We start from the raw sequence: 18,485 nt of genomic DNA, 5'->3' as shown, positions 1-18,485 counted from the left end.
AGGATGAGCCGTGACGAATACTGCCATGCGCGGCAGGGCGTGAACAGCAGCGGCCGGGGCGCTGTGCGCCCCGGCCGCTCTCGTCACCGTCGCCCGGTGCCCGTGGACGCCGTACCGGGGAGATCTCCCGGCGTCTGGAGCTCGGCGTAGTGCTCGCCCAGCTCGGCGAGCAGCGCGTGCCGGGCCTCGCGCCGACGGCGCTGCTCCCCCGGCTCCGGCACCGGAGCGGCCGCGAGCAGCCGCCTCGTGTACTCCTCGCGCGGGTTGTGCAGGACCTCGGACCGCAGCCCTTGCTCGACGACCTCGCCGTTCTGCAGCACGACGACACGGTGGGCGAGCAGGTCGATCACCGCGAGGTCGTGGCTGACGAACAGGCACGCGAACTTGTACCGCTCCTGCAGCGCGGTGAACATCGCCAGCACGCTCGCCTGGACCGAGACGTCGAGCGCCGAGGTCGGCTCGTCGGCGACGAGAAGCTCCGGGTCGAGCGTCAGGGCGCGAGCGATGCTCACCCGCTGCCGCTGGCCACCCGAGAGCTCGTGCGGGTATCGGTTGAACGCCCCGCGCGGCAGCTCGACCGCGTCGAGCAGCTCGTACACCCGCTGCTGCCGGGAGGCCGAGTCGCCGACCTCGTGGACCACGAGCGGCTCGGCGATGCAGTCACCCACGGGCATCCGCGGGTTGAGCGACGCCGCGGGGTCCTGGAACACCACACCGATGCGCTTGCGCAGATCTTTGAGCTGACGCTTGGTCATCGCACCGAAGTCGTTACCGAAGATCGACACCGATCCACTGGCAGCCGGGATGAGACCGAGCGCACACCGACCGATGGTCGACTTGCCGGACCCCGACTCCCCGACCAGCCCGACGATCTCGCCCTGGCCCACGTGGAACGACACGTCGTCCACCGCGCGGAACGGTGTCTTCCCGAGCCGCTGGTACTCGATGACCAGGTTGCGCAGGTCGAGGGCCGGCGCCTCGGCCACCACGTCGGCGACGTGGTCGATCTCGGTGGAGGACCCGAACTGCCCCGGCCCCGCCCCGAGGTGCGGCACCGACGCCAGGAGCCTCTTCGTGTACTCGTGCTGCGGGTGGTTGAGGACCTGGTCCGCGGTGCCCGTCTCCACGATGTCGCCCTTGAGCATCACCGCGACACGGTCCGCCATGTCCGCGACGACGCCCATGTTGTGAGTGATGAGCAGGATGCCCGTGTTGAGCTTGTCCTTGAGCGAGCGCAGCAGGTCGAGGATGTCGGCCTGGACCGTCACGTCGAGCGCCGTGGTCGGCTCGTCGGCGACGATGACCTTCGGGTCGCAGCTGATCGCCAGGGCGATCACCACACGCTGACGCTGGCCACCTGACAGCTCGTGCGGGTACTGCTTGAGCCGCCGCTCAGGCTCCGGGATGCCCACCATCCGGAGGAGCTCGACCGCACGGGCGTCCGCCTGCTTGCCGTAGGCGATCCCGTGCAGCTCGAGCGCCTCCGTGAGCTGGACACCGATCGTCAGCACGGGGTTCAGCGCGGTCATAGGCTCCTGGAAGACCATGGCCACGTCGTTGCCGCGCATCCGCCGCAGTCCGCGGGCGTCGAGCCCGCCGACCTCGAGGTCACCGACCCGCACCGTACCGCTCACCCGTGCGTTCTTGGGGAGCAGCCCCAGCGCCGTCATCGAGGTGACGGACTTGCCGGAGCCGGACTCACCCACGAGCGCGACGACCTCACCGGGGGCGACGTCGAGGGAGATGCCCTTCACCGCATGGACGGTGCCGAACTCGGTGCCGAACCGGACGTGGAGGTCCTCGAAGGACAGCACGCTGGGCGACGTGGACTCCGGGCCGTACCCCGGCCCGGTGGGGATGTCGAGCGTCGTCATCAGTCCTTGTTCCTGTTCTGCCGGGGGTCGAACGCATCACGCAAGCCGTCACCGAGGAAGTTCACCGACAGGGCGATCGCGAGGATGAGCAGACCCGGCCACCAGAAGAGCCAGGGCCGCGTCGTGAACGCGGTCTGGTACTGGGAGATGAGCAGGCCCAGCGACGTGTCGGGCGGCTGCACGCCGAACCCGAGGAAGCTCAGCGACGTCTCGAGAAGGATCGCCGCCGCGATGGCGAGGGTCGCCGAGACGATGATCACGCCGATCGCGTTGGGCAGGATGTGCTTGGTGATGATGCGCGCCGAGCCGGTCCCCACGGCACGCGCCGCGGTGACGAACTCCCGCTCGCGCAGAGACAGCACCTCACCGCGCACGAGCCGTGCGAGACCGGTCCGGGTGACGAGCCCGAGCATCAGGGCGAGGCCCCAGATGCCCCACCCGCTCGCGATCCGGCCGAGGACGGCCGCGAGGACGAGCAGCGGGATGACGATGAACAGGTCCGTCATCCGCATGAGGACGGCTTCGATCCAGCCGCGGTAGTAGCCGGCGAGCGCACCGATCAGCGTGCCGAGGAAGGTGCTGATGAGCCCGACGCCCAGGGCGATGATGATCGACTGCTGGGTGCCTCGCATGACGAGGGCGAAGTAGTCCTTGCCGACGGTGTCCTGCCCGAAGGGGTGCTCCCACGAGGGTCGACCACCGTTGATGGCGTCACCGGCGAGCCGGAAGTCCTTGTCCCACCAGCCCGGGATGGGGCCGATCCCGATGGAGGTGAACGCCACGATCGTGATGAGGACGAGCACGACAAGGGCCGCCATCGCGCCCTTGTGCCGGAAGAACCGGCGGCGGACGAGCTGGCCCTGGCTGTAGGACTTGTCGTCGTCGATCGGCGACTCGACCTCGATGCCGGTGGGCTTGCCGCCCTCGATGTCGGCGCCGTACATCGTCGGGATCACCTCGAACGACTCACCGTCGCCGGTGGCCCTCTTGTCCTGCTTACTCATCTCGGCCTCCGACGTGGCTGGTCGCGCAGGTCGTGCGCGGTGAGGTGTGCGTGGGCTGCGTCATCCCGTTCACCGCCGAATCCGGGGGTCGAGGTAGGCGTACGCGATGTCCGCGAGCATGTTCATGAGCACTGCCGCGATGCCCGTCACGAGGAAGAACGCCATCACGGGGTTGGGGTCGACGTGCAGCAACCCGCTGCGGAAGAGTTCACCCATGCCCTTCCAGCCGAAGACCGTCTCGGTGATGACCGCGCCGCCGATGAGGCCGGCGAAGTCGAAGGCGACGATCGTCGTGATGGGGATCAGGGCGTTGCGGAACGCGTGCTTGGTGATGACCGCACGCTCCGAGAGGCCCTTGGAGCGCGCCGTACGGACGTAGTCCTGGTTCATCACCTCGAGCATCGACGAGCGGGTGTAGCGGCTGTACGACGCGACCGAGATGAGGGTGAGGATGATTGTCGGCAGGAGGAGCTGGGCGCCCTTGTCGAGGAAGCTCTCCCAGAACCCGCCCGTGAAGTTCGGCGTCTCGGAGCCGATCGTCGAGATCGGGCGGGACTTGAGGCCGAGGAAGCTCGCCCAGTGCGCGAGCGCGATGTCCGCGACGATGATCCCGCTCATGAGGACGGCCGTGACGTTCGAGGCGAAGATCGCCTGCCGCCGCGAGTAGCCGCCCCACAGGGCACCGATGACGCTCGCGAGGATGATCGCCAGGACGAAGAGCCCGATGAGGATCGGCCACGTGGGCTCGGCGAGGACGGATCCGAGCGCGAAGTAGGAGATCACGCCGACCGCAACCGTGGTCAGGGCGGCGTAGAGCACCCGCCGGTTGGCCAGTCCGGTGACGAGCGAGACGACGAGCACCGCGGCACCGACACCGACGACCGCGACGAGCGCCGGCCCCATCGCCGGGTTGCGGTAGAAGTCGACGGCGTTGAAGTAGAAGAGCGCGGCGGCGACGAAGGCGAAGGTCCCGCCGGCCGTGATCAGCCGACGCCGGGAATCTCCACCGAGGATCGCCTGTGCGACGAACCCGAGCAACGCGGCCACGAGTACCACGACGACCGGACTGATCGTGCCGACCGCGATCCAGTCGTTGAAGCGGATCGCGCCGAACTCCTTGAGCAGCACGGCGGCCCAGAAGACCGGCAGGGAGTAGAAGAGGAAGGCACCGAACGTCACGGTGTAGTCGAAGCCGGAGTACTGCCGGATCGCCGTGAGCATGCCGAAGGCGATACCGATGACGATGGCGGCGAGGGTGGCGATGGTCACGAGGCGCAACGTCGAGCCTGCGGCCTGGCCGAGGAGGCTGCCGACGTCGACCCCGTTGCGGGTCACGCCGAGGTCGCACTGGAGGACGACGCACTTGCTGACGCCGGTGAGCCAGTTCCAGTAGCGCAGGTACCACGGGTCGTTGAGACCCATGAAGTCCTCACGGCGTTCCATGAGCTGTTCGCGGTTCTCCGCATTGGACTCCCGCAGATCCTCCAGGGGGTCACCCGAGTTGATCGTGAGGATGTACATGAGGAATGACGCGCCGAGGAGCACCAGGAACGAGATCCCGATGCGCCGCAGGATGAATCTGAGCACGTTTCTACCCTTCAAGGCGGACGCCGGTGGGCGTCTGCTCCGGTGGACAGCATGTCACTGTATGGCACCGGAGCCCTGTCTCCACTATCGGAACCCTGCCGAGCGCCGCTGTGGGGCAGGAGGCCCGGGCCTCCTGCCCCACAGGGTCGTCTCGGCAGGGTGAGCCCCCGGTCGCGGACGCGACCGGGGGCTCACAGTGCTCAGCTAGCGCGGACCCACTGCTCCGCGTTCCAGACGATCTGGTCCTGGGTAGCGGTCTTGCGCAGGCCCTCCAGCGAGGAGCTGTACGCCGCGACACCGGGGTGCGCGAAGACCGGGATGCCGAACAGCTCGTCCCAGAGCAGCTTCTCGATGACCTTGACCTGCTCGAGGTGGATGTTGGGGTCCACCGTCGAGGCGAGAACCTGCCATGCCTCGTCGACCGCGTCGCTCGAGAACTGGCCGTAGTTCTGGCCACCGGTCGTCGAGTAGATGTTGCGGCCCGAGGCGATCTGGCCGGAGCCGGCCCAGGCGAACAGCGCGACCTCGTAGTCACCGGCAGGCAGCGTCACGCTGAAGAAGTCGGGGTCACCGACGTCGACGATCTCGAAGCCGACCTGGTCGCAGCTGGACTTGATGAACTCGACCTCGTTGGTACGGCGCGGGTTCGGGGCGCTGTAGCCGATGCGGACCTGCGTGCCCTCCTCGGCGCCGGACTCCTCGAACTTCGCGATCGCGGCGTCGAGGTCGACCTGGTCGTAGCGGCCGTCGTACGACGCCTCGACGACCTCGTCATAGGTGTCCTGGAACGGGAACACCTCGCGGGCGTTCATGACCACGGCCTCGGGGTTGACCGGGACGATGAGGTTGTCGACGATCTGCTGACGCGGGACGCACAGGGCGAAGGCCTCGCGCAGCGCGAGGTTGTCGGCGAAGACGTTGCCCTCGGCGAAGTTGAAGTCGAGGTGCTCCCACGTGAGCGTGTCGCCCAGTGCGACGGACACCGTGTCACCGATGGCGTCGAGCTGGCCGAGGGTGTCGACCGTGGCCTGCGGCTCGATGACGTCGAGGTCACCGTTCTGCAGGGCCTGGACGTGCGTGTCGGCAGCCGAGAAGCGGAACGTCAGCTCGTCGGTCCCGGGGGGCGTGCCCCAGTAGGCCTCGTTGGCCTCGAGCGTCAGGGACTGACCGGCCGTCCAGCCGTTCTCCTTGAACGTGTACGGGCCGTTGACGACCGCGATCGACGGGTCGGGGAGCTCGCCGGGGACGGGCGAGAGCCAGCCCTCGTTCCAGAACTCCGCGGCCGGCTCGAGGATCTCGTAGTCGCCCTCCTGCAGCGCGACGACGAGCTCGTCGAGCGTGACGCCGATCTGCTCGGCGACGACGTGCGCGGGCTTGGCGGTGGTGACCTGGATCTTCCAGTCCGCGTTGACCGTCTCGTAGTCGTAGACGAAGGACTTGTCGCCGTTGGCGCCCGTGGGGGGCTCCGGCACGAACTCGCTCAGCTCGAGGCCGCCGACGTAGTTGAACAGCGCGTCCTCGCCGCCGTCGACCGTGTACTTCTGCGTGGCCCAGGCCAGCAGGTAGTCCGCGTACTGGACCGGCTCGCCGTCAGACCACACCGCGTCGTCGTTGACCGTGTACTCGACCTGCAGCGGGTCCTCGGACAGGACCTCGAGCGTGCCGAACTCGGTGTTCTCGCAGACGGTGCCGTCGACGCCGAAGTAGACGAACGCGCTCTCGACGCGGCCGTTGACCACGCTGTTGTAGACCGAGTAGGTCTCCGGGGTGTCGCCGTTGATCCCCAGCCACTCGTCCTCACCGACGGAGTAGGAGATGTTCCCCTCCGCGGTCTCCGTGATGCCGGAATCGACCTTGCACGGGTCGGTGATCTCGTCCTCGCCCTCGGCCGTGGTGGTCTCACCCGGCTCCGGGTCATCGGTTCCAGCAGGGCTGGTGCACGCCGTGAACAGCAGTGCACCCGTGGCGGCCACCGCGATGGCAGCGCTCGTGCGCCTGATCTTCAATGTTCCTCCTCAAAAGGATGGCGATCCCCCTCGGGCACTCCGGCGCATGAGCGCCTCAACCCGTTCGTGGGGGGACCCACCATGGTTTGGTGCCACCGTACCTACCCAGATGGGCGGGTTCTTCCACTTGCCCCGTTCGAGAGGCTGATCGTTACCGAGTTGATACTGGTCGGTACACGAGCGCCCCACGCCCGATATCCCGCGGAAACGTGCCCGTTACGTCCGACCTTCAACACGACGGCGACCCCGCGCGATCTCACCATGCGGCACGTCCATCTCGCCAGGCGAATGCTGACGGGCTGGACCTTCCTGACGTGCACCCGACCGGCACCCGCTACCGCCGTCAACCCGAACCCTCCCCCAGAATGTCGTTGCGCGGACGGTCGGAGTCGGGTGGGATCGCTCCATGAGGGTGGCGATGAAGATCCCCGGCGTGGAGGACCTGCGCCACGTGGCCGACACGCTCGGCGGGTGGCAGGTCGACGACGGCGCGCTCCACCTGCACCCTGGTGACCTGGGCTGGTACTCGATGAGGGGTGCGGCGGCGACAGCCGCGGCCCTCCGCACGTGGTCGCGCGATGGCAAGCTCTGCGCGCTCGGGCTCCTGGACGGACCCGGGCTGCTGCGCATGGCTGTCGATCCGGACCTGCGCGACGACGACGAGCTCGCCCAGCAGGTCGTCGCCGACGTCAGAACCCCGGAGCGCGGGGTGCTGGATGCGGGGAGCGCAGCTGTCGAGGCACGTGGCGCTCGGCGCGTCGCGCAGGTGCTCGCCCAGCACGGATGGCAGCCGGACGAGCCGTGGACCCCGCTCCACAAGAACCTTGCCGCCCCTGTCGGCGACGTCGGACTCCGCGTCGAGCCGATCGACCCGGACCGGGCCGAGGTCTGGGTGGCCGTCCACTGGTCAGCGTTCCGCGGCACTCCGTTCACCGAGGAGGACCGCCACCGTTTCGTGGGCCGCTGGCGCACCATGGCGAGCGGCCCGTTCTCCGCGCTGGGCCGCAGCGTGGCCGGCTTCGACGCGGACGACAACGCGGTGGCCGTGGCCACGGTGTGGTCGGCCGGGCCAGGCCGACCCGGACTCGTGGAGCCCATGGGGGTGCACCGGGACCATCGGGGGCACGGCCACGGTACCGCGATCACCCGGGCCGCGACCGCGACCCTGCGCGACATGGGGGCGTCCAGCGCGATCGTGTGCGCCGAGAGCTCCAACGCGGGCGCCGTCGCCACCTACGTCGCGGCCGGGTTCACCGCGCACGAACCGGTGGCCGACCTGCGCCGGATCACCTGACGAGCGCAAGCCGAGCGGAGATCCACGACTGCTTGCTGATCGTGCACGTCGTTGTTGCCTTCCGTCAGATGACCGATCGGTCCGTGTCCGCGCCCGCCGAGAGCGCCCCGAAGCACACTGGTCCTCTCGCACTCCTGGGTAAACGCGCGCCGGAACCGAGCGAACGAGGAGCTCGCAAGCGTTCAGCCCGCACCGCCACCTGGCAGCTCAGGCGCCAGCGTGCGTCGACACGCGCGCAGCGAACCCCCTGACCCACGACGGTCAGGAACTCCTCAACCGGGCGGCTTCCCTCTCGATCTGGAGCCTGAGCTCACCGGCGGCGACCAGCTCGCCGCTGCCCGGGTACGTCCCCCCGACGCACCAGTACGCTCCACGTTCGCACGTGCCCTGGAGCTCCAAGCTCCAGTGGCTCGTCCTCACTGACCAAGAGCGTCCGGGCCGCTGAGCGCGCTCGAGGAAGTCGAGGATCCACTTCCCGACGTCGGCGGGTTCCACGAAGTCCAGCCGCTTCCCTCGCTCTGCTCCTCCATCCGTCCACAGCACGACGGCGTGCTGCCGGCCGATGTTCGCCGTCAGCTCGGGGAGCTCCGAACTCTCGCCGTGCCCCCCTACGCTGATCCGGCCGTCTCGCCGCCACAGCGGCTGCGCACCGAGACGCACCTCGGGCACCGCCCGGCCAGCACCGTCGACCATCCCCAGCTCGTGCAAGGGCTGCGCCTCCACCGAGGCGGAGAACCTGCGCCAACCGTGCCCGTACCAGCTCCTCTCGAGCCACCTGACAGCGGACGGCAAGAGCACAGGGCCACGGCTGGTCGCTAGGGAGGTGCGCGCCTGCGCCGAGGACCAAGGAGGCAGAACCGCAGAGGAACCATCCGCGGTGAGCGGGGTCGTACCGCCCTGGGCATCGGTCTCCCACCGCGGACGGAACCACTCGGGCAGAAGCCCCGGCATGATGACCACGAAGGCTGCCGCCAGCAGCACGCAGACGACCGTCACCACGGCGATCGCTGCCGCTCGGGCCACGGACCCATCGGGCTCGCTCCCGGCTGCCCGGGTGACGACCCCGGTGACCAGCCCGGACCCGCTGAGCACGGCGACTCCCAGTCCGATCGGGAGTAGCGCCAGGGGTATGTAGGGGCGCTGGGGAGTGTAGCTACGCCACGTACCGCGGTAGAAGAGCCAGCCGGCAGCGGCGATCGCGAGACCGGCGATGAGGGTCGCAGCACTGGTGCCGATCACGGACGCCTCCCACGGTGTCGCCTCGTGCTGTCGCGCTTCGCCGCAACACCTGGATCCTTGGGCGCGACCCCCAGAAGACTCGCTCCGATCATGAGGATGCCGAAGACCGCGGTCAGCACTTGTGCCCCGACGGAGCGGTCGAGCCGGCTCCCCACGTCGGGCAGGACGAAGACGACCAGCAGGCAGCAGAGGCCGAACGACCCGACGAGCACGCGCAGCGCAGGCTTCACGGTCACTCCCCTCCTTCATGCTCCTCGCCTCGCTGATGGCGCTCGTGGAAGCTCGTTCTTCAGAGCGTCTCGGCGGGCCCTCGGCTCAGCAGCATCGTGCGCTGACGGTCGAGGGCCTCACCGAACTGCTCGCAGAAGGCCGCGCGAGCGCGACGGCGCTCGGACGCGCACTGCTCTGACGTGCCAGGACATGGCACACGAGGGTCCAGGAACGACAGCGGTTCCCGTGCGCGACTACACGTTGAACCGGAACTCCACGACGTCGCCGTCGACCATGACGTAGTCCTTGCCCTCGATGCGCGCCTTGCCGGCGGCGCGCGCGGCGGCGACGGAACCGGCGGCGACGAGGTCGTCGAACGAGACGACCTCGGCCTTGATGAAGCCACGCTCGAAGTCCGTGTGGATCACACCGGCCGCCTGGGGCGCCGTCCATCCCTTGCGGATGGTCCAGGCACGCGCCTCCTTGGGCCCGGCGGTCAGGTAGGTCTGGAGACCGAGCGTCTCGAACCCGACGCGTGCGAGCTGGTCGAGGCCGGCCTCGTCCTGCCCGGACTCGGAGAGCATCTCCTTGGCCTCGTCCGGCTCGAGCTCGACGAGCTCGGACTCGAACTTCGCGTCGAGGAAGATCGCGTGGGCCGGCGCGACGAGCTCGCGCAGCCGTGCCTGCATGGCGTCGTCGGCGAGGCCCGCGTCGTCGGTGTTGAAGACGTAGATGAACGGCTTGGCCGTCAGGAGCTGCAGGCTCGCGACGTCGGCGAGGTCCAGACCGGCCGCCGCGGCACCCTGGAACAGGGTCGCGCCCGACTCGAGCACCTTCTGCGCCGTCGTCGCGGCCTCGAGGAGGGCGGCGTCGCCCTTCTTGATGCGCACCTCCTTCTCGAGGCGCGGCAGCGTCTTCTCGAGCGTCTGGAGGTCGGCGAGGATGAGCTCGGTGCTGATCGTCTCGATGTCGCCCGCGGAGTCGACCGAGCCCTCGACGCGCACGACGTCCCCGTCCTCGAAGGCGCGGGTCACCTGGCAGATCGCGTCCGCCTCGCGGATGTTGGCGAGGAACTTGTTGCCGAGCCCCTCCCCCTCGCTCGCGCCCTTGACGATGCCTGCGATGTCCACGAAGGACACGGTCGCGGGCAGGATCCGCTGGCTGGAGAAGATCTCCGCGAGCTTCGTCAGCCGTTCGTCAGGGAGGGAGACCACCCCGACGTTCGGGTCGATCGTCGCGAACGGGTAGTTCGCGGCGAGGACCTGGTTGCGCGTGAGGGCGTTGAAGAGGGTGGACTTGCCGACGTTGGGCAGGCCGACGATGCCGATAGTGAGTGCCACGTCGAGCGAGTCTACGTGCTCGCCGCGCCGGCCCCGCAGGATCGGGGCCGGCGGGCCTGCTCACGCGTACGTGAGGACCTGCTGCAGCAGCTCGGGAGAGCGCCGGTCGTAGATGCGTGCACCCCAGCGGGCGCCCGCGACGAGCAGCGCCGAGCCGAGGCCGATACCCACCACCAGCGCGACCCACCCGAGCGCGGGCTGCGGCCAGAAGATCGCGAGCGCGCCGAGGACGAGCACCGGCAGGGTGAGGACGAACATCATGAGCATCGCGAGCATCTGGGCGACCAGGGTCGCCATCGCGGCACCCTGCGGCTGCTTGAACGGGCTGTCGCCGGGCTTGGGGACCGGGTAGAGCAGCCGCGCGGACGACACGCAGGACACCGCGAGCGAGGTCGTGATCGTCCCGAGCGACACCCCGAGGACGGCGGGCAGGGTGTCCCAGCGGTCGGCGACCGCGACCGAGACCACCGCGAACAGCAGCACGACGGGGATGCCGAACGCGAGCACGGGCAGCACGCGGCCCCAGCGGTCCGCGCGTCCGTCCACCCCGGTCGACACGTGGAGCGCGAACGCCGTGTGGTCGTACGCGACGTCGGCCGACAGCGCGAACCCGAGGATCCACGCGGTCAGGGGCGCGAGCGCGAGGAAGACCACCGAGCTGGCCCCGCCGCCGAGGACGAGCAGCACCACCGGGATGAGCGGCACGACCGCGATGGACCCGGAGTAGCGCGGGTCGCGCAGCCAGTACGTCATGCAGCGCGCCGCCACCGCGCCCGTGGGCGTGGCAGGGAACCGCGCGAACCAGCCGAGCCCCTTGGCCTGGGCGGCCGCGCCCGACGTCGGCGGGCTCACCAGCGCTCGACCGAGCGCCCGGTCCCAGACCACCCAGACGACGCCCAGCGTGACGAGCGCCACGACGAGACGGGCGAGGACGAGGCCCCACGCGCCGTCGTGCACACCGGCGGCCAACGCCCACGGCGCACCGAACGGCGTCCACGCGACGACGCCGGCGAGGTCGGCGACCAGGCTGCCGACGCCGCCCCCTGGGCCTACCGTGACGCCGTCGTCCGAGCCCAGCCGGGCCCCCACCCAGGCGAAGGCCGGGCCGATGAGCATGATCGGGACGAACGCCGCGATGGTCACGACCTCGCGGTAGCGCCGGGACTCGAGCAGCGGGGCGAGCGCCGTCGTCGTCGCGCGGGACCCGACGACGCACGTCGCCAGCGCCAGGAGCCCGCCCACCACGGCGGCGACCAGGGCGAGGGGCGAGCGCCACCACGCCAGCGAGGTGCCGAGCGCCACCAGCAGCGTGACGATGCCGGGGATGCTCACGACTCCCGCCGTGGCGAGGCCCGCGAGGAGCGTCCGGCGGGGCATCGCGTAGGTGACGAACCGCTGCGGGTCGAGGGTCGCGTCGACGCCGAAGGCGAAGAGCGGGACGATCCACCAGCCGAGCACCACCAGCGCACCGCCGAGGGTGATGATCCCGCCCGCCAGGACCGGGTCCTGCGACCCGAGCACGGTCAGGCCGATGACGACCATGCCCACGACGAACAGTCCGTAGAGGGCGCCGGCGACGAACCCGATGGTCTGCCACGTGCTCCGGCGGAACGAGTTCGCCATGAGCGTCAGCTTGAGCCTTACGAACTGCGCAACCACGCGAGGCCCTCCGTGCTCTGACGGCCGCCGACGAGCTCGACGAACCGGTCCTCGAGGCTCTGGCCCGCGCGCACCTCGTCGACCGTGCCGGCCGCCAGGACGTGCCCGGCCGCGACGACCGCGACGTGGTCGCACATGCGCTGGACCAGGTCCATGACGTGCGACGAGACCACGACCGTGCCGCCGGACGCGACGTACCCGGAGAGGATGTCGCGGATGTTCGCGGCGGAGATCGGGTCGACCGCCTCGAAGGGCTCGTCGAGCACCAGGACGCGCGGCGCATGGATGATCGCGCTCGCCAGGGCGATCTTCTTGGTCATGCCCGCGGAGTAGTCCACGACGAAGGTGTTGGCGTCGGCCGCCAGGTCGAGGGCCTCCAGGAGGTCGTGCGTGCGCTCGGCGACCGTGTCCCGGTCCATCCCGCGCAGCAGGCCCGCATAGGTGACGAGCTGGGCGCCCGTGAGGCGGTCGAAGAGCCGCACGCCGTCGGGCAGCACGCCGAGGAGCCGCTTGCCCTCGACGGGGTTCGCCCAGATGTCGACCCCGTGCACGTGCACCGAGCCGTAGTCGGGGCGCAGCATTCCCGTCGCCATCGACAGCGACGTCGTCTTGCCCGCGCCGTTGGGGCCCACCATGCCGTAGAACGAGCCGGCGGGGACGTCCAGGTCGATGCCCGCGACCGCGATCTTCTCGCCGAAGCGCTTCCAGAGGCCGCGCACGGAGATCGCCGACGGCGTCTGCCCGGCGCCCGGTGCGGCGGCGGCCGCGGGATCCGGGTCGACCGGCCCCGGTGCGACGGGGGTGACGGGACTGGTACCGGCGGTGCCGGCGGGAGCCGGCACGGGGACAGGAGGTTCGGGAGCGTCGACCATGGCACCAACCTAACAATCAACCGAACCGGACATCTCCGCCGCACGCTCGCGACAGGGGCACGAGCCGGGCCGTGGGGCGGGCGCACGGATGGACGGGGGGACAGGTGTGTGGGTGGGAGGTGGGAGGGTGCCGGGTATGGACACCTCGTCATGGTTGATGCTGCTCGTCGGACTCGTCCTGGGCCTCGTGCTCGGGGCGGGGGCAGGCTGGCTCGCGCGCAGGTCCAGCCCCGACGGCGGCCGTGCGGAGATCACCCGGCTGACCGGTCTGCTCGCCCAGGCCCAGCAGGAGGCCGCCCGGGGTGCGGGACTCGCGGAGCGCGTGGCGGCCGAGCGTGAGGGCTTCGAGCGGCAGATCGCCTCCGAGCGCGACGCGTTCGCCCGGCAGCTCGGTGCGGCCGAGCGCGCGGCGGACGAGCGCCTCGACCTCGCCCGCGCGAGCCACGAGCGCCAGCTCGCCGACCTGCAGGCGGCGTCGCAGCGGCGCCTGGCCGAGATCCAGGGTGACCACCAGCGGCTCGAGGCCCAGTTCGAGACGCTGTCGCGCAAGATCCTCGCCCAGAGCACCGAGCAGCTCCTCGCCCAGGCCGACGAGCGCTTCAAGCGCAGCCAGCAGGCCGGTGACGCCGAGCTGGCGAAGCGCGAGACGGCCGTGCGCCAGCTCGTCGAGCCCCTCAGCAGGGCCCTCGACCAGGTGAAGGCCGAGGTCTCCGCGGCCGAGCGGGCGCGCATCGAGGCGCACAGCACGCTCACCGAGCACGTCCGCGGCGTGCGCGAGGCGTCCGACCTCCTGCGCGGCGAGACCGGCCAGCTCGTCACCGCGCTGCGTTCCTCGCAGGTGCGGGGCGCGTGGGGCGAGCTCCAGCTGCGGCGGGTCGTGGAGGCTGCCGGGATGGTCGCGCACGTGGACTTCGTCGAGCAGGACCAGGTCACGACGGACGACGGCGCGCTGCGGCCCGACATGGTCGTCCGGCTCGCCGGGGGCAAGAACGTCGTCGTGGACGCGAAGGTGGCGTTCCTCGGCTACCTCGACGCCCAGCAGGCCACGGACCCGGCGGTCCGCGCGGACCGGCTCTCGGCGCACGCGCGCCACCTGCGCAAGCACGTCGACGACCTCGGCGACAAGCGCTACTGGGACCAGTTCAGCCCGGCGCCCGAGTTCGTCGTGATGTTCGTGCCGGCGGAGTCGTTCCTGTCCGCGGCGCTCGAGCAGGACCCTTCGATCCTCGAGTACGCCGTGTCGCGCAACGTCATCGTCGCCACGCCCATGACGATGATCGCGCTGCTGCGCACCGTCGCGTACGCCTGGCGGCAGGATGCGCTCGCGGAGAACGCGCAGCAGGTGCTCGTCCTCGGCAAGGAGCTGCACGGCCGCCTCGCGGTGATGGGCAACCACCTCGCGAAGCTCGGCCGCCAGCTCCAGGGGGCCGCCGACTCCTACAACCGCACGGTGGGGTCGCTCGAGACGCGCGTCCTCGTCAGCGCACGACGGTTCGCCGACCTCGAGGTCGTCGACGGCGACCTGCCCACTCCCCCGGCCGCCAACCCGCAGCTCAGCGCGATCAGCGCACCCGAGCTGCTCGCCTCGGTCAACGAGAGCGTCGTCGCGATCGACGAGGAGGCCGAGGCCTCCTGACCGTCGGGCCGCACCGGCCTGACGGTCAGACCGGCTCGACCGACAGCGCGGTGCGGTTCTCGCGGCGCGGGCGGGCCGGGGCGTTCCCGGCGGCCTTGAGGTCGGCGCGCAGCTCGCGCGGCAGCGAGAACATGAGGTCCTCGGTCGCCGTGCGCACCTCCTCGACCTCGCCGTACCCGCGGTCGGCGAGGTAGCGCAGGACGTCGTCGACGAGGATCTCGGGGACCGACGCACCGGACGTGAGCCCGACCGTGGTCACGCCCTCGAACCACGCGGGGTCGATCTCCTGCGCGCGGTCGACACGGTACGAGGACCCCGCCCCCGCACCGAGGGCGACCTCGACGAGGCGCACCGAGTTCGACGAGTTCGCGGAGCCCACGACGATGACCAGGTCGCAGTCCGGCGCGAGCTTCTTCACGGCGACCTGGCGGTTCTGGGTCGCGTAGCAGATGTCGTCGCTCGGCGGGTTCTGCAGGGTCGGGAACCGCTCGCGCAGCCGGTCGACCGTCTCCATCGTCTCGTCCACCGAGAGCGTCGTCTGGGAGATCCACACGACCTTCTCGGGGTCGCGGACCGTGACGTTGACGACGTCGTCCGGGGAGTTGACGACCTGCACGTGGTCGGGCGCCTCGCCGGCGGTGCCCTCGACCTCCTCGTGGCCGTCGTGCCCGATGAGGAGGATGTCGTAGTCGTCCTTGGCGAAGCGCACGGCCTCCTTGTGCACCTTGGTCACCAGGGGACACGTGGCGTCGATCGTGTCGAGGTTGCGGGCGGCCGCGGCCGCGTGGACCGCCGGCGAGACGCCGTGCGCCGAGAACACGACCCGAGCGCCCTCGGGGACCTCGTCGGTCTCGTCGACGAAGACCGCACCGCGCTCGGTGAGGGTCTCCACGACGTACTTGTTGTGCACGATCTCCTTGCGCACGTAGACCGGGGCGCCGTAGTGGTCGAGCGCCTTCTCGACCGCGATCACGGCGCGGTCGACGCCTGCGCAGTAACCGCGCGGGGCAGCCAGCAGGACGCGCTTGCGCGCGTCGGGCCGGGGCGTGACGGACGTGCTGGATGTCGGACTGCCGGTGGAGCTCACGCCGACCAGTCTAGGTGACCCGCGCGCGCTCGCCGTGTTCCGGGTGTGGGTCGCGTACGGCAGGCTGTGGAGGGTGACACCCGACGCGACCTCCGGCACCCGCGACCAGGACGGCTCCCTCGCGACCCCCGGCGCGGACTCAGCGTCGAGAGCGGCCGCGCGGCCGCGGGCGCCTGCGCGCGCACTGGACACCACGGCCGAGAACCCCTGGCCGGTGCGCCTGCTGTCGAGCAAGATCGCCGAGTACGTCGACCGGATGGCCCCCGTGTGGGTCGAGGGGCAGGTCGTCCAGCTCAACCGTCGCCCCGGCACGTCGATGGCCTTCCTCACGCTGCGGGACACCGACCAGGACATGTCGCTGCCCGTCGCGGCGTTCGCCCAGGTCGTCGACGCCGTGGCGACGCCGCTCGCGGAGGGAGCGCACGTCGTCGTGCACGCCAAGCCGGTCTTCTGGGCCCGGCGCGGCTCGTTCCAGCTGCAGGCGCAGGAGATCCGCGCGGTGGGGGTCGGCGAGCTGCTCGCGCGGATCGACCACCTCCGACGCATCCTCGCGGCCGAGGGCCTGTTCGACCCGGACCGCAAGGTGCCGCTGCCGTTCCTGCCCGCCGTGGTGGGGCTCGTGTGCGGGCGCGAGTCGAAGGCGGAGCACGACGTCGTGGTCAACGCCCGCGCGCGCTGGCCCCAGGTGCGCTTCGAGATCCGTGAGGTCGCCGTCCAGGGATCGGGCGCCGTCGCCCAGGTGAGCGCGGCGATCGCCGAGCTGGACGCGCGCACCGACGTGGACGTGATCGTCGTCGCGCGCGGCGGGGGCGCCGTCGAGGACCTCCTGCCGTTCAGCAACGAGGCGCTGGTGCGCGCCGCCGCGGCCTGCCGCACGCCGCTCGTGAGCGCTATCGGCCACGAGACGGACGCACCGCTGCTCGACCTCGTCGCGGACTACCGCGCGTCGACCCCGACGGCTGCGGCCAAGCGCATCGTCCCCGACGTCGGCGAGGAGCGCGCCCGCCTGGCGCAGGCACGCTCCCGGATGCGCCAGGCGATCACGGGTCGGCTCGCCCGCGAGCAGGCCGGTCTCGACGCCCTGCGTTCCCGCCCGGTGCTCGCCGCGCCCCGCACCATGGTCGACGCGCGGGAACGGGACGTGCTCGCGGCGCGCGACCGGGCCCGGCGCGCCCTCGACACGCTCCTGCTGCGGGCGGGAGGTGACGTCGGGCGGCTCTCCGCCCAGGTGCGCACGCTGTCCCCGGCCTCCACGCTCGAGCGGGGCTACGCCGTCGTGCAGCTCCCCGGTGGCGCCGTCGTGCGCTCCAGCACCGAGGTCCGCACCGGCGACGACCTGCACATCCGCGTCGCCGAGGGCACCGTCGAGGCGCAGGCACGATGACCCACACGGTGCTCCACACGGTGACCCACGTTTCCGTCCCTGCGACCAGATGAGGTTGACTACTCCCGTGACCACCGAAGACAACGCTGTCATGCCCGAGGTCTCGGGCCTGACCTACGAGCAGGCCCGGGACGAGCTCGTCCAGGTCGTGTCCCGGCTCGAGGCCGGCGGCGAGCCGCTCGAGGACTCGCTGGCGCTCTGGGAGCGCGGCGAGGCGCTCGCCGCGCGCTGCCAGGAGTGGCTCGACGGCGCCCGGCGGCGGCTCGACGCCGCACGCACCACCGGGACCGGGCCGGACGGCGCGGACCCCACCACCGAGGAGGACGCGCGATGACCGCCCCCACCCTGCCCGAGCACGTCCTCGTCGTCGGCGAGGCCCTCATCGACGTCGTCCACCGCGCCGACGGCAGCGTCGACGAGCACCCCGGCGGCAGCCCCGCGAACGTCGCGCTCACGCTCGGCCGCCTCGGCCGCGACGCACGCGTCCTGACCTGGGTCGGGGCCGACGCGCACGGCGAGCTCGTCGGGCGCTGGCTCCGGTCTTCCGGGGTCCGCCTCGTCGCCGGCAGCGAGGACGCCCCGGCCACGTCGCTCGCCACCGCCCACCTCGACGCGAGCGGTGCCGCCACCTACACGTTCGACCTCACGTGGCAGGTCCCGGCCGGGGCCCGCGCCGAGCAGGGCGCTCTCGCCGTGCACACGGGGTCGATCGCCGCGGTCCTCGAGCCCGGCGGCACCGGGGTCCTCGAGCTCGTCCGGGCGGCCCGGGAACACGCGACCGTGACCTACGACCCGAACGCCCGTCCGCAGATCATGGGCGACCCCGCGCAGGTCCGCGCCCGCATCGAGGACTTCGTCGCGGCGTCGGACGTCGTGAAGGTCTCCGACGAGGACGTCGAGTGGCTGGTCCCGGGCCACGACCCGGTCGACGTGGCCCGGCAGTGGCTCGCGCTCGGCCCGGCCGTCGTGGTCGTGACGTTCGGCGGTGAGGGCGCGGTCGCCGTCACGGCTGCGGGCGAGACCCGGGTCGCCGCACCGCGCATCGACGTGGTCGACACCGTCGGTGCCGGCGACTCCTTCATGGGGGCGCTGCTCGACGGGCTGTGGACCGCCGGGCTCCTCGGGGCGGAGCGTCGCGAGGAGCTGGGCTCGATCGACGAGCCCACCCTGCGCACCGTCCTCGAGCAGTGCGTGGCGGTCGCCGCGGTGACGGTCTCGCGCGCCGGCGCCAACCCCCCGACCCGCGCCGAGCTCACCGCCGGCTGAGCCCACGGCTCCCCCCGGTGCGCGGCG

The 18,485-nt window shown here is 71.1% G+C and carries 16 protein-coding genes; 6 read left to right on the top strand and 10 right to left on the bottom strand.

The annotated features are described in order from the left end of the window. Positions 1–83: 83 nt before the first annotated feature. From OHL10_RS04150 to OHL10_RS04135, 4 genes are all read right to left on the bottom strand, one after another. Positions 84–1,874 (bottom strand): ABC transporter ATP-binding protein, encoded by a 1,791-nt coding sequence (locus tag OHL10_RS04150; protein WP_265520877.1) that lies wholly within the window; start codon positions 1,872–1,874, stop codon positions 84–86. Next, the gene (locus OHL10_RS04145; protein WP_265520876.1) at positions 1,874–2,878 is read right to left on the bottom strand and encodes an ABC transporter permease; all 1,005 of its coding nucleotides are present in this window, start codon (positions 2,876–2,878) and stop codon (positions 1,874–1,876) included. The genes OHL10_RS04150 and OHL10_RS04145 overlap by 1 nt, the downstream gene beginning before the upstream one ends. Positions 2,879–2,947: 69 nt before the next feature. Further along, a complete protein-coding gene (locus OHL10_RS04140; protein WP_265520875.1) occupies positions 2,948–4,465 on the bottom strand; it encodes an ABC transporter permease in 1,518 nt (505 codons plus the stop codon). Positions 4,466–4,665: 200 nt separating this feature from the next. Beyond that, positions 4,666–6,471: an ABC transporter substrate-binding protein gene (locus OHL10_RS04135; protein ID WP_265520874.1), complete on the bottom strand. Its 1,806-nt coding sequence runs from the start codon at positions 6,469–6,471 to the stop codon at positions 4,666–4,668. Between the two features lie 418 nt (positions 6,472–6,889). Here OHL10_RS04135 and OHL10_RS04130 point away from each other — a divergent pair, with 418 nt between their 5' ends. After that, the gene (locus tag OHL10_RS04130) at positions 6,890–7,765 is read left to right on the top strand and encodes a GNAT family N-acetyltransferase (protein WP_265520873.1); all 876 of its coding nucleotides are present in this window, start codon (positions 6,890–6,892) and stop codon (positions 7,763–7,765) included. Between the two features lie 261 nt (positions 7,766–8,026). Here the strand turns inward: OHL10_RS04130 and OHL10_RS04125 are convergent, their stop codons facing one another. Then, positions 8,027–9,004: a hypothetical protein gene (locus OHL10_RS04125; protein WP_265520872.1), complete on the bottom strand. Its 978-nt coding sequence runs from the start codon at positions 9,002–9,004 to the stop codon at positions 8,027–8,029. Continuing rightward, positions 9,001–9,240, bottom strand: a complete 240-nt coding sequence (locus tag OHL10_RS04120) for a hypothetical protein (RefSeq protein WP_265520871.1) — start codon at positions 9,238–9,240, stop codon at positions 9,001–9,003. Before OHL10_RS04120 ends, OHL10_RS04125 begins: the two co-directional genes overlap by 4 nt. An 11-nt stretch (positions 9,241–9,251) precedes the next feature. On the opposite strand from OHL10_RS04120, the gene OHL10_RS04115 reads away from it, so the two are divergent. Beyond that, entirely contained in the window at positions 9,252–9,413 is a 162-nt protein-coding gene (locus tag OHL10_RS04115) for a hypothetical protein (protein WP_265520870.1), read from the top strand. A gap of 55 nt (positions 9,414–9,468) precedes the next feature. Here OHL10_RS04115 and ychF read toward each other — a convergent pair whose 3' ends face one another. The 3 genes from ychF to OHL10_RS04100 are packed head-to-tail and all read right to left on the bottom strand — an operon-like array spanning position 9,469 to position 13,085. Beyond that, the gene (gene ychF, locus OHL10_RS04110) at positions 9,469–10,554 is read right to left on the bottom strand and encodes a redox-regulated ATPase YchF (protein WP_265520869.1); all 1,086 of its coding nucleotides are present in this window, start codon (positions 10,552–10,554) and stop codon (positions 9,469–9,471) included. 60 nt (positions 10,555–10,614) lie between these two features. Beyond that, the gene (locus OHL10_RS04105) at positions 10,615–12,213 is read right to left on the bottom strand and encodes a hypothetical protein (RefSeq protein WP_265520868.1); all 1,599 of its coding nucleotides are present in this window, start codon (positions 12,211–12,213) and stop codon (positions 10,615–10,617) included. Continuing rightward, positions 12,195–13,085, bottom strand: a complete 891-nt coding sequence (locus OHL10_RS04100; protein WP_265520867.1) for an ABC transporter ATP-binding protein — start codon at positions 13,083–13,085, stop codon at positions 12,195–12,197. Before OHL10_RS04100 ends, OHL10_RS04105 begins: the two co-directional genes overlap by 19 nt. 136 nt (positions 13,086–13,221) lie before the next feature. On the opposite strand from OHL10_RS04100, the gene OHL10_RS04095 reads away from it, so the two are divergent. Then, positions 13,222–14,721, top strand: coding sequence for a DNA recombination protein RmuC (locus tag OHL10_RS04095; RefSeq protein WP_265520866.1), 1,500 nt, complete (start codon positions 13,222–13,224; stop codon positions 14,719–14,721). Between the two features lie 25 nt (positions 14,722–14,746). Here the strand turns inward: OHL10_RS04095 and OHL10_RS04090 are convergent, their stop codons facing one another. After that, positions 14,747–15,808 carry a 4-hydroxy-3-methylbut-2-enyl diphosphate reductase gene (locus OHL10_RS04090; protein WP_265520865.1) on the bottom strand — a complete coding sequence of 354 codons (1,062 nt, stop codon included), beginning with the start codon at positions 15,806–15,808 and terminating at the stop codon, positions 14,747–14,749. A gap of 73 nt (positions 15,809–15,881) precedes the next feature. On the opposite strand from OHL10_RS04090, the gene xseA reads away from it, so the two are divergent. From xseA to OHL10_RS04075, 3 genes are read left to right on the top strand one after another with little or no spacing between them, the layout of a single operon-like run. Continuing rightward, positions 15,882–17,192 (top strand): exodeoxyribonuclease VII large subunit, encoded by a 1,311-nt coding sequence (gene xseA / locus OHL10_RS04085; RefSeq protein WP_425498937.1) that lies wholly within the window; start codon positions 15,882–15,884, stop codon positions 17,190–17,192. Positions 17,193–17,241: 49 nt separating this feature from the next. Further along, a complete protein-coding gene (locus tag OHL10_RS04080) occupies positions 17,242–17,526 on the top strand; it encodes an exodeoxyribonuclease VII small subunit (protein WP_265520864.1) in 285 nt (94 codons plus the stop codon). Next, a complete protein-coding gene (locus OHL10_RS04075; RefSeq protein WP_265520863.1) occupies positions 17,523–18,458 on the top strand; it encodes a carbohydrate kinase family protein in 936 nt (311 codons plus the stop codon). The genes OHL10_RS04080 and OHL10_RS04075 overlap by 4 nt, the downstream gene beginning before the upstream one ends. The last annotated feature ends 27 nt before the right edge of the window (positions 18,459–18,485 follow it).

The organism is Oerskovia flava (assembly GCF_026163685.1).
In the GTDB taxonomy this organism is placed as follows: domain Bacteria; phylum Actinomycetota; class Actinomycetes; order Actinomycetales; family Cellulomonadaceae; genus Oerskovia_A; species Oerskovia_A flava.
Note: the sequence above shows the minus strand (reverse complement) of the source record. Positions and strands in the feature narration are given on the sequence as shown.

Bases quoted from the DNA above. Each gene is read 5' to 3' on its own strand.
- OHL10_RS04115 (WP_265520870.1), top strand. From the start codon at position 9,252: ATGCTCCTCGCCTCGCTGATGGCGCTCGTGGAAGCTCGTTCTTCAGAG.
- OHL10_RS04100 (WP_265520867.1), bottom strand. From the start codon at position 13,085: ATGGTCGACGCTCCCGAACCTCCTGTCCCCGTGCCGGCTCCCGCCGGC.
- OHL10_RS04095 (WP_265520866.1), top strand. From the start codon at position 13,222: ATGGACACCTCGTCATGGTTGATGCTGCTCGTCGGACTCGTCCTGGGC.
- OHL10_RS04130 (WP_265520873.1), top strand. From the start codon at position 6,890: ATGAAGATCCCCGGCGTGGAGGACCTGCGCCACGTGGCCGACACGCTC.
- OHL10_RS04150 (WP_265520877.1), bottom strand. From the start codon at position 1,874: ATGACGACGCTCGACATCCCCACCGGGCCGGGGTACGGCCCGGAGTCC.
- OHL10_RS04075 (WP_265520863.1), top strand. From the start codon at position 17,523: ATGACCGCCCCCACCCTGCCCGAGCACGTCCTCGTCGTCGGCGAGGCC.
- OHL10_RS04080 (WP_265520864.1), top strand. From the start codon at position 17,242: ATGAGGTTGACTACTCCCGTGACCACCGAAGACAACGCTGTCATGCCC.
- OHL10_RS04145 (WP_265520876.1), bottom strand. From the start codon at position 2,878: ATGAGTAAGCAGGACAAGAGGGCCACCGGCGACGGTGAGTCGTTCGAG.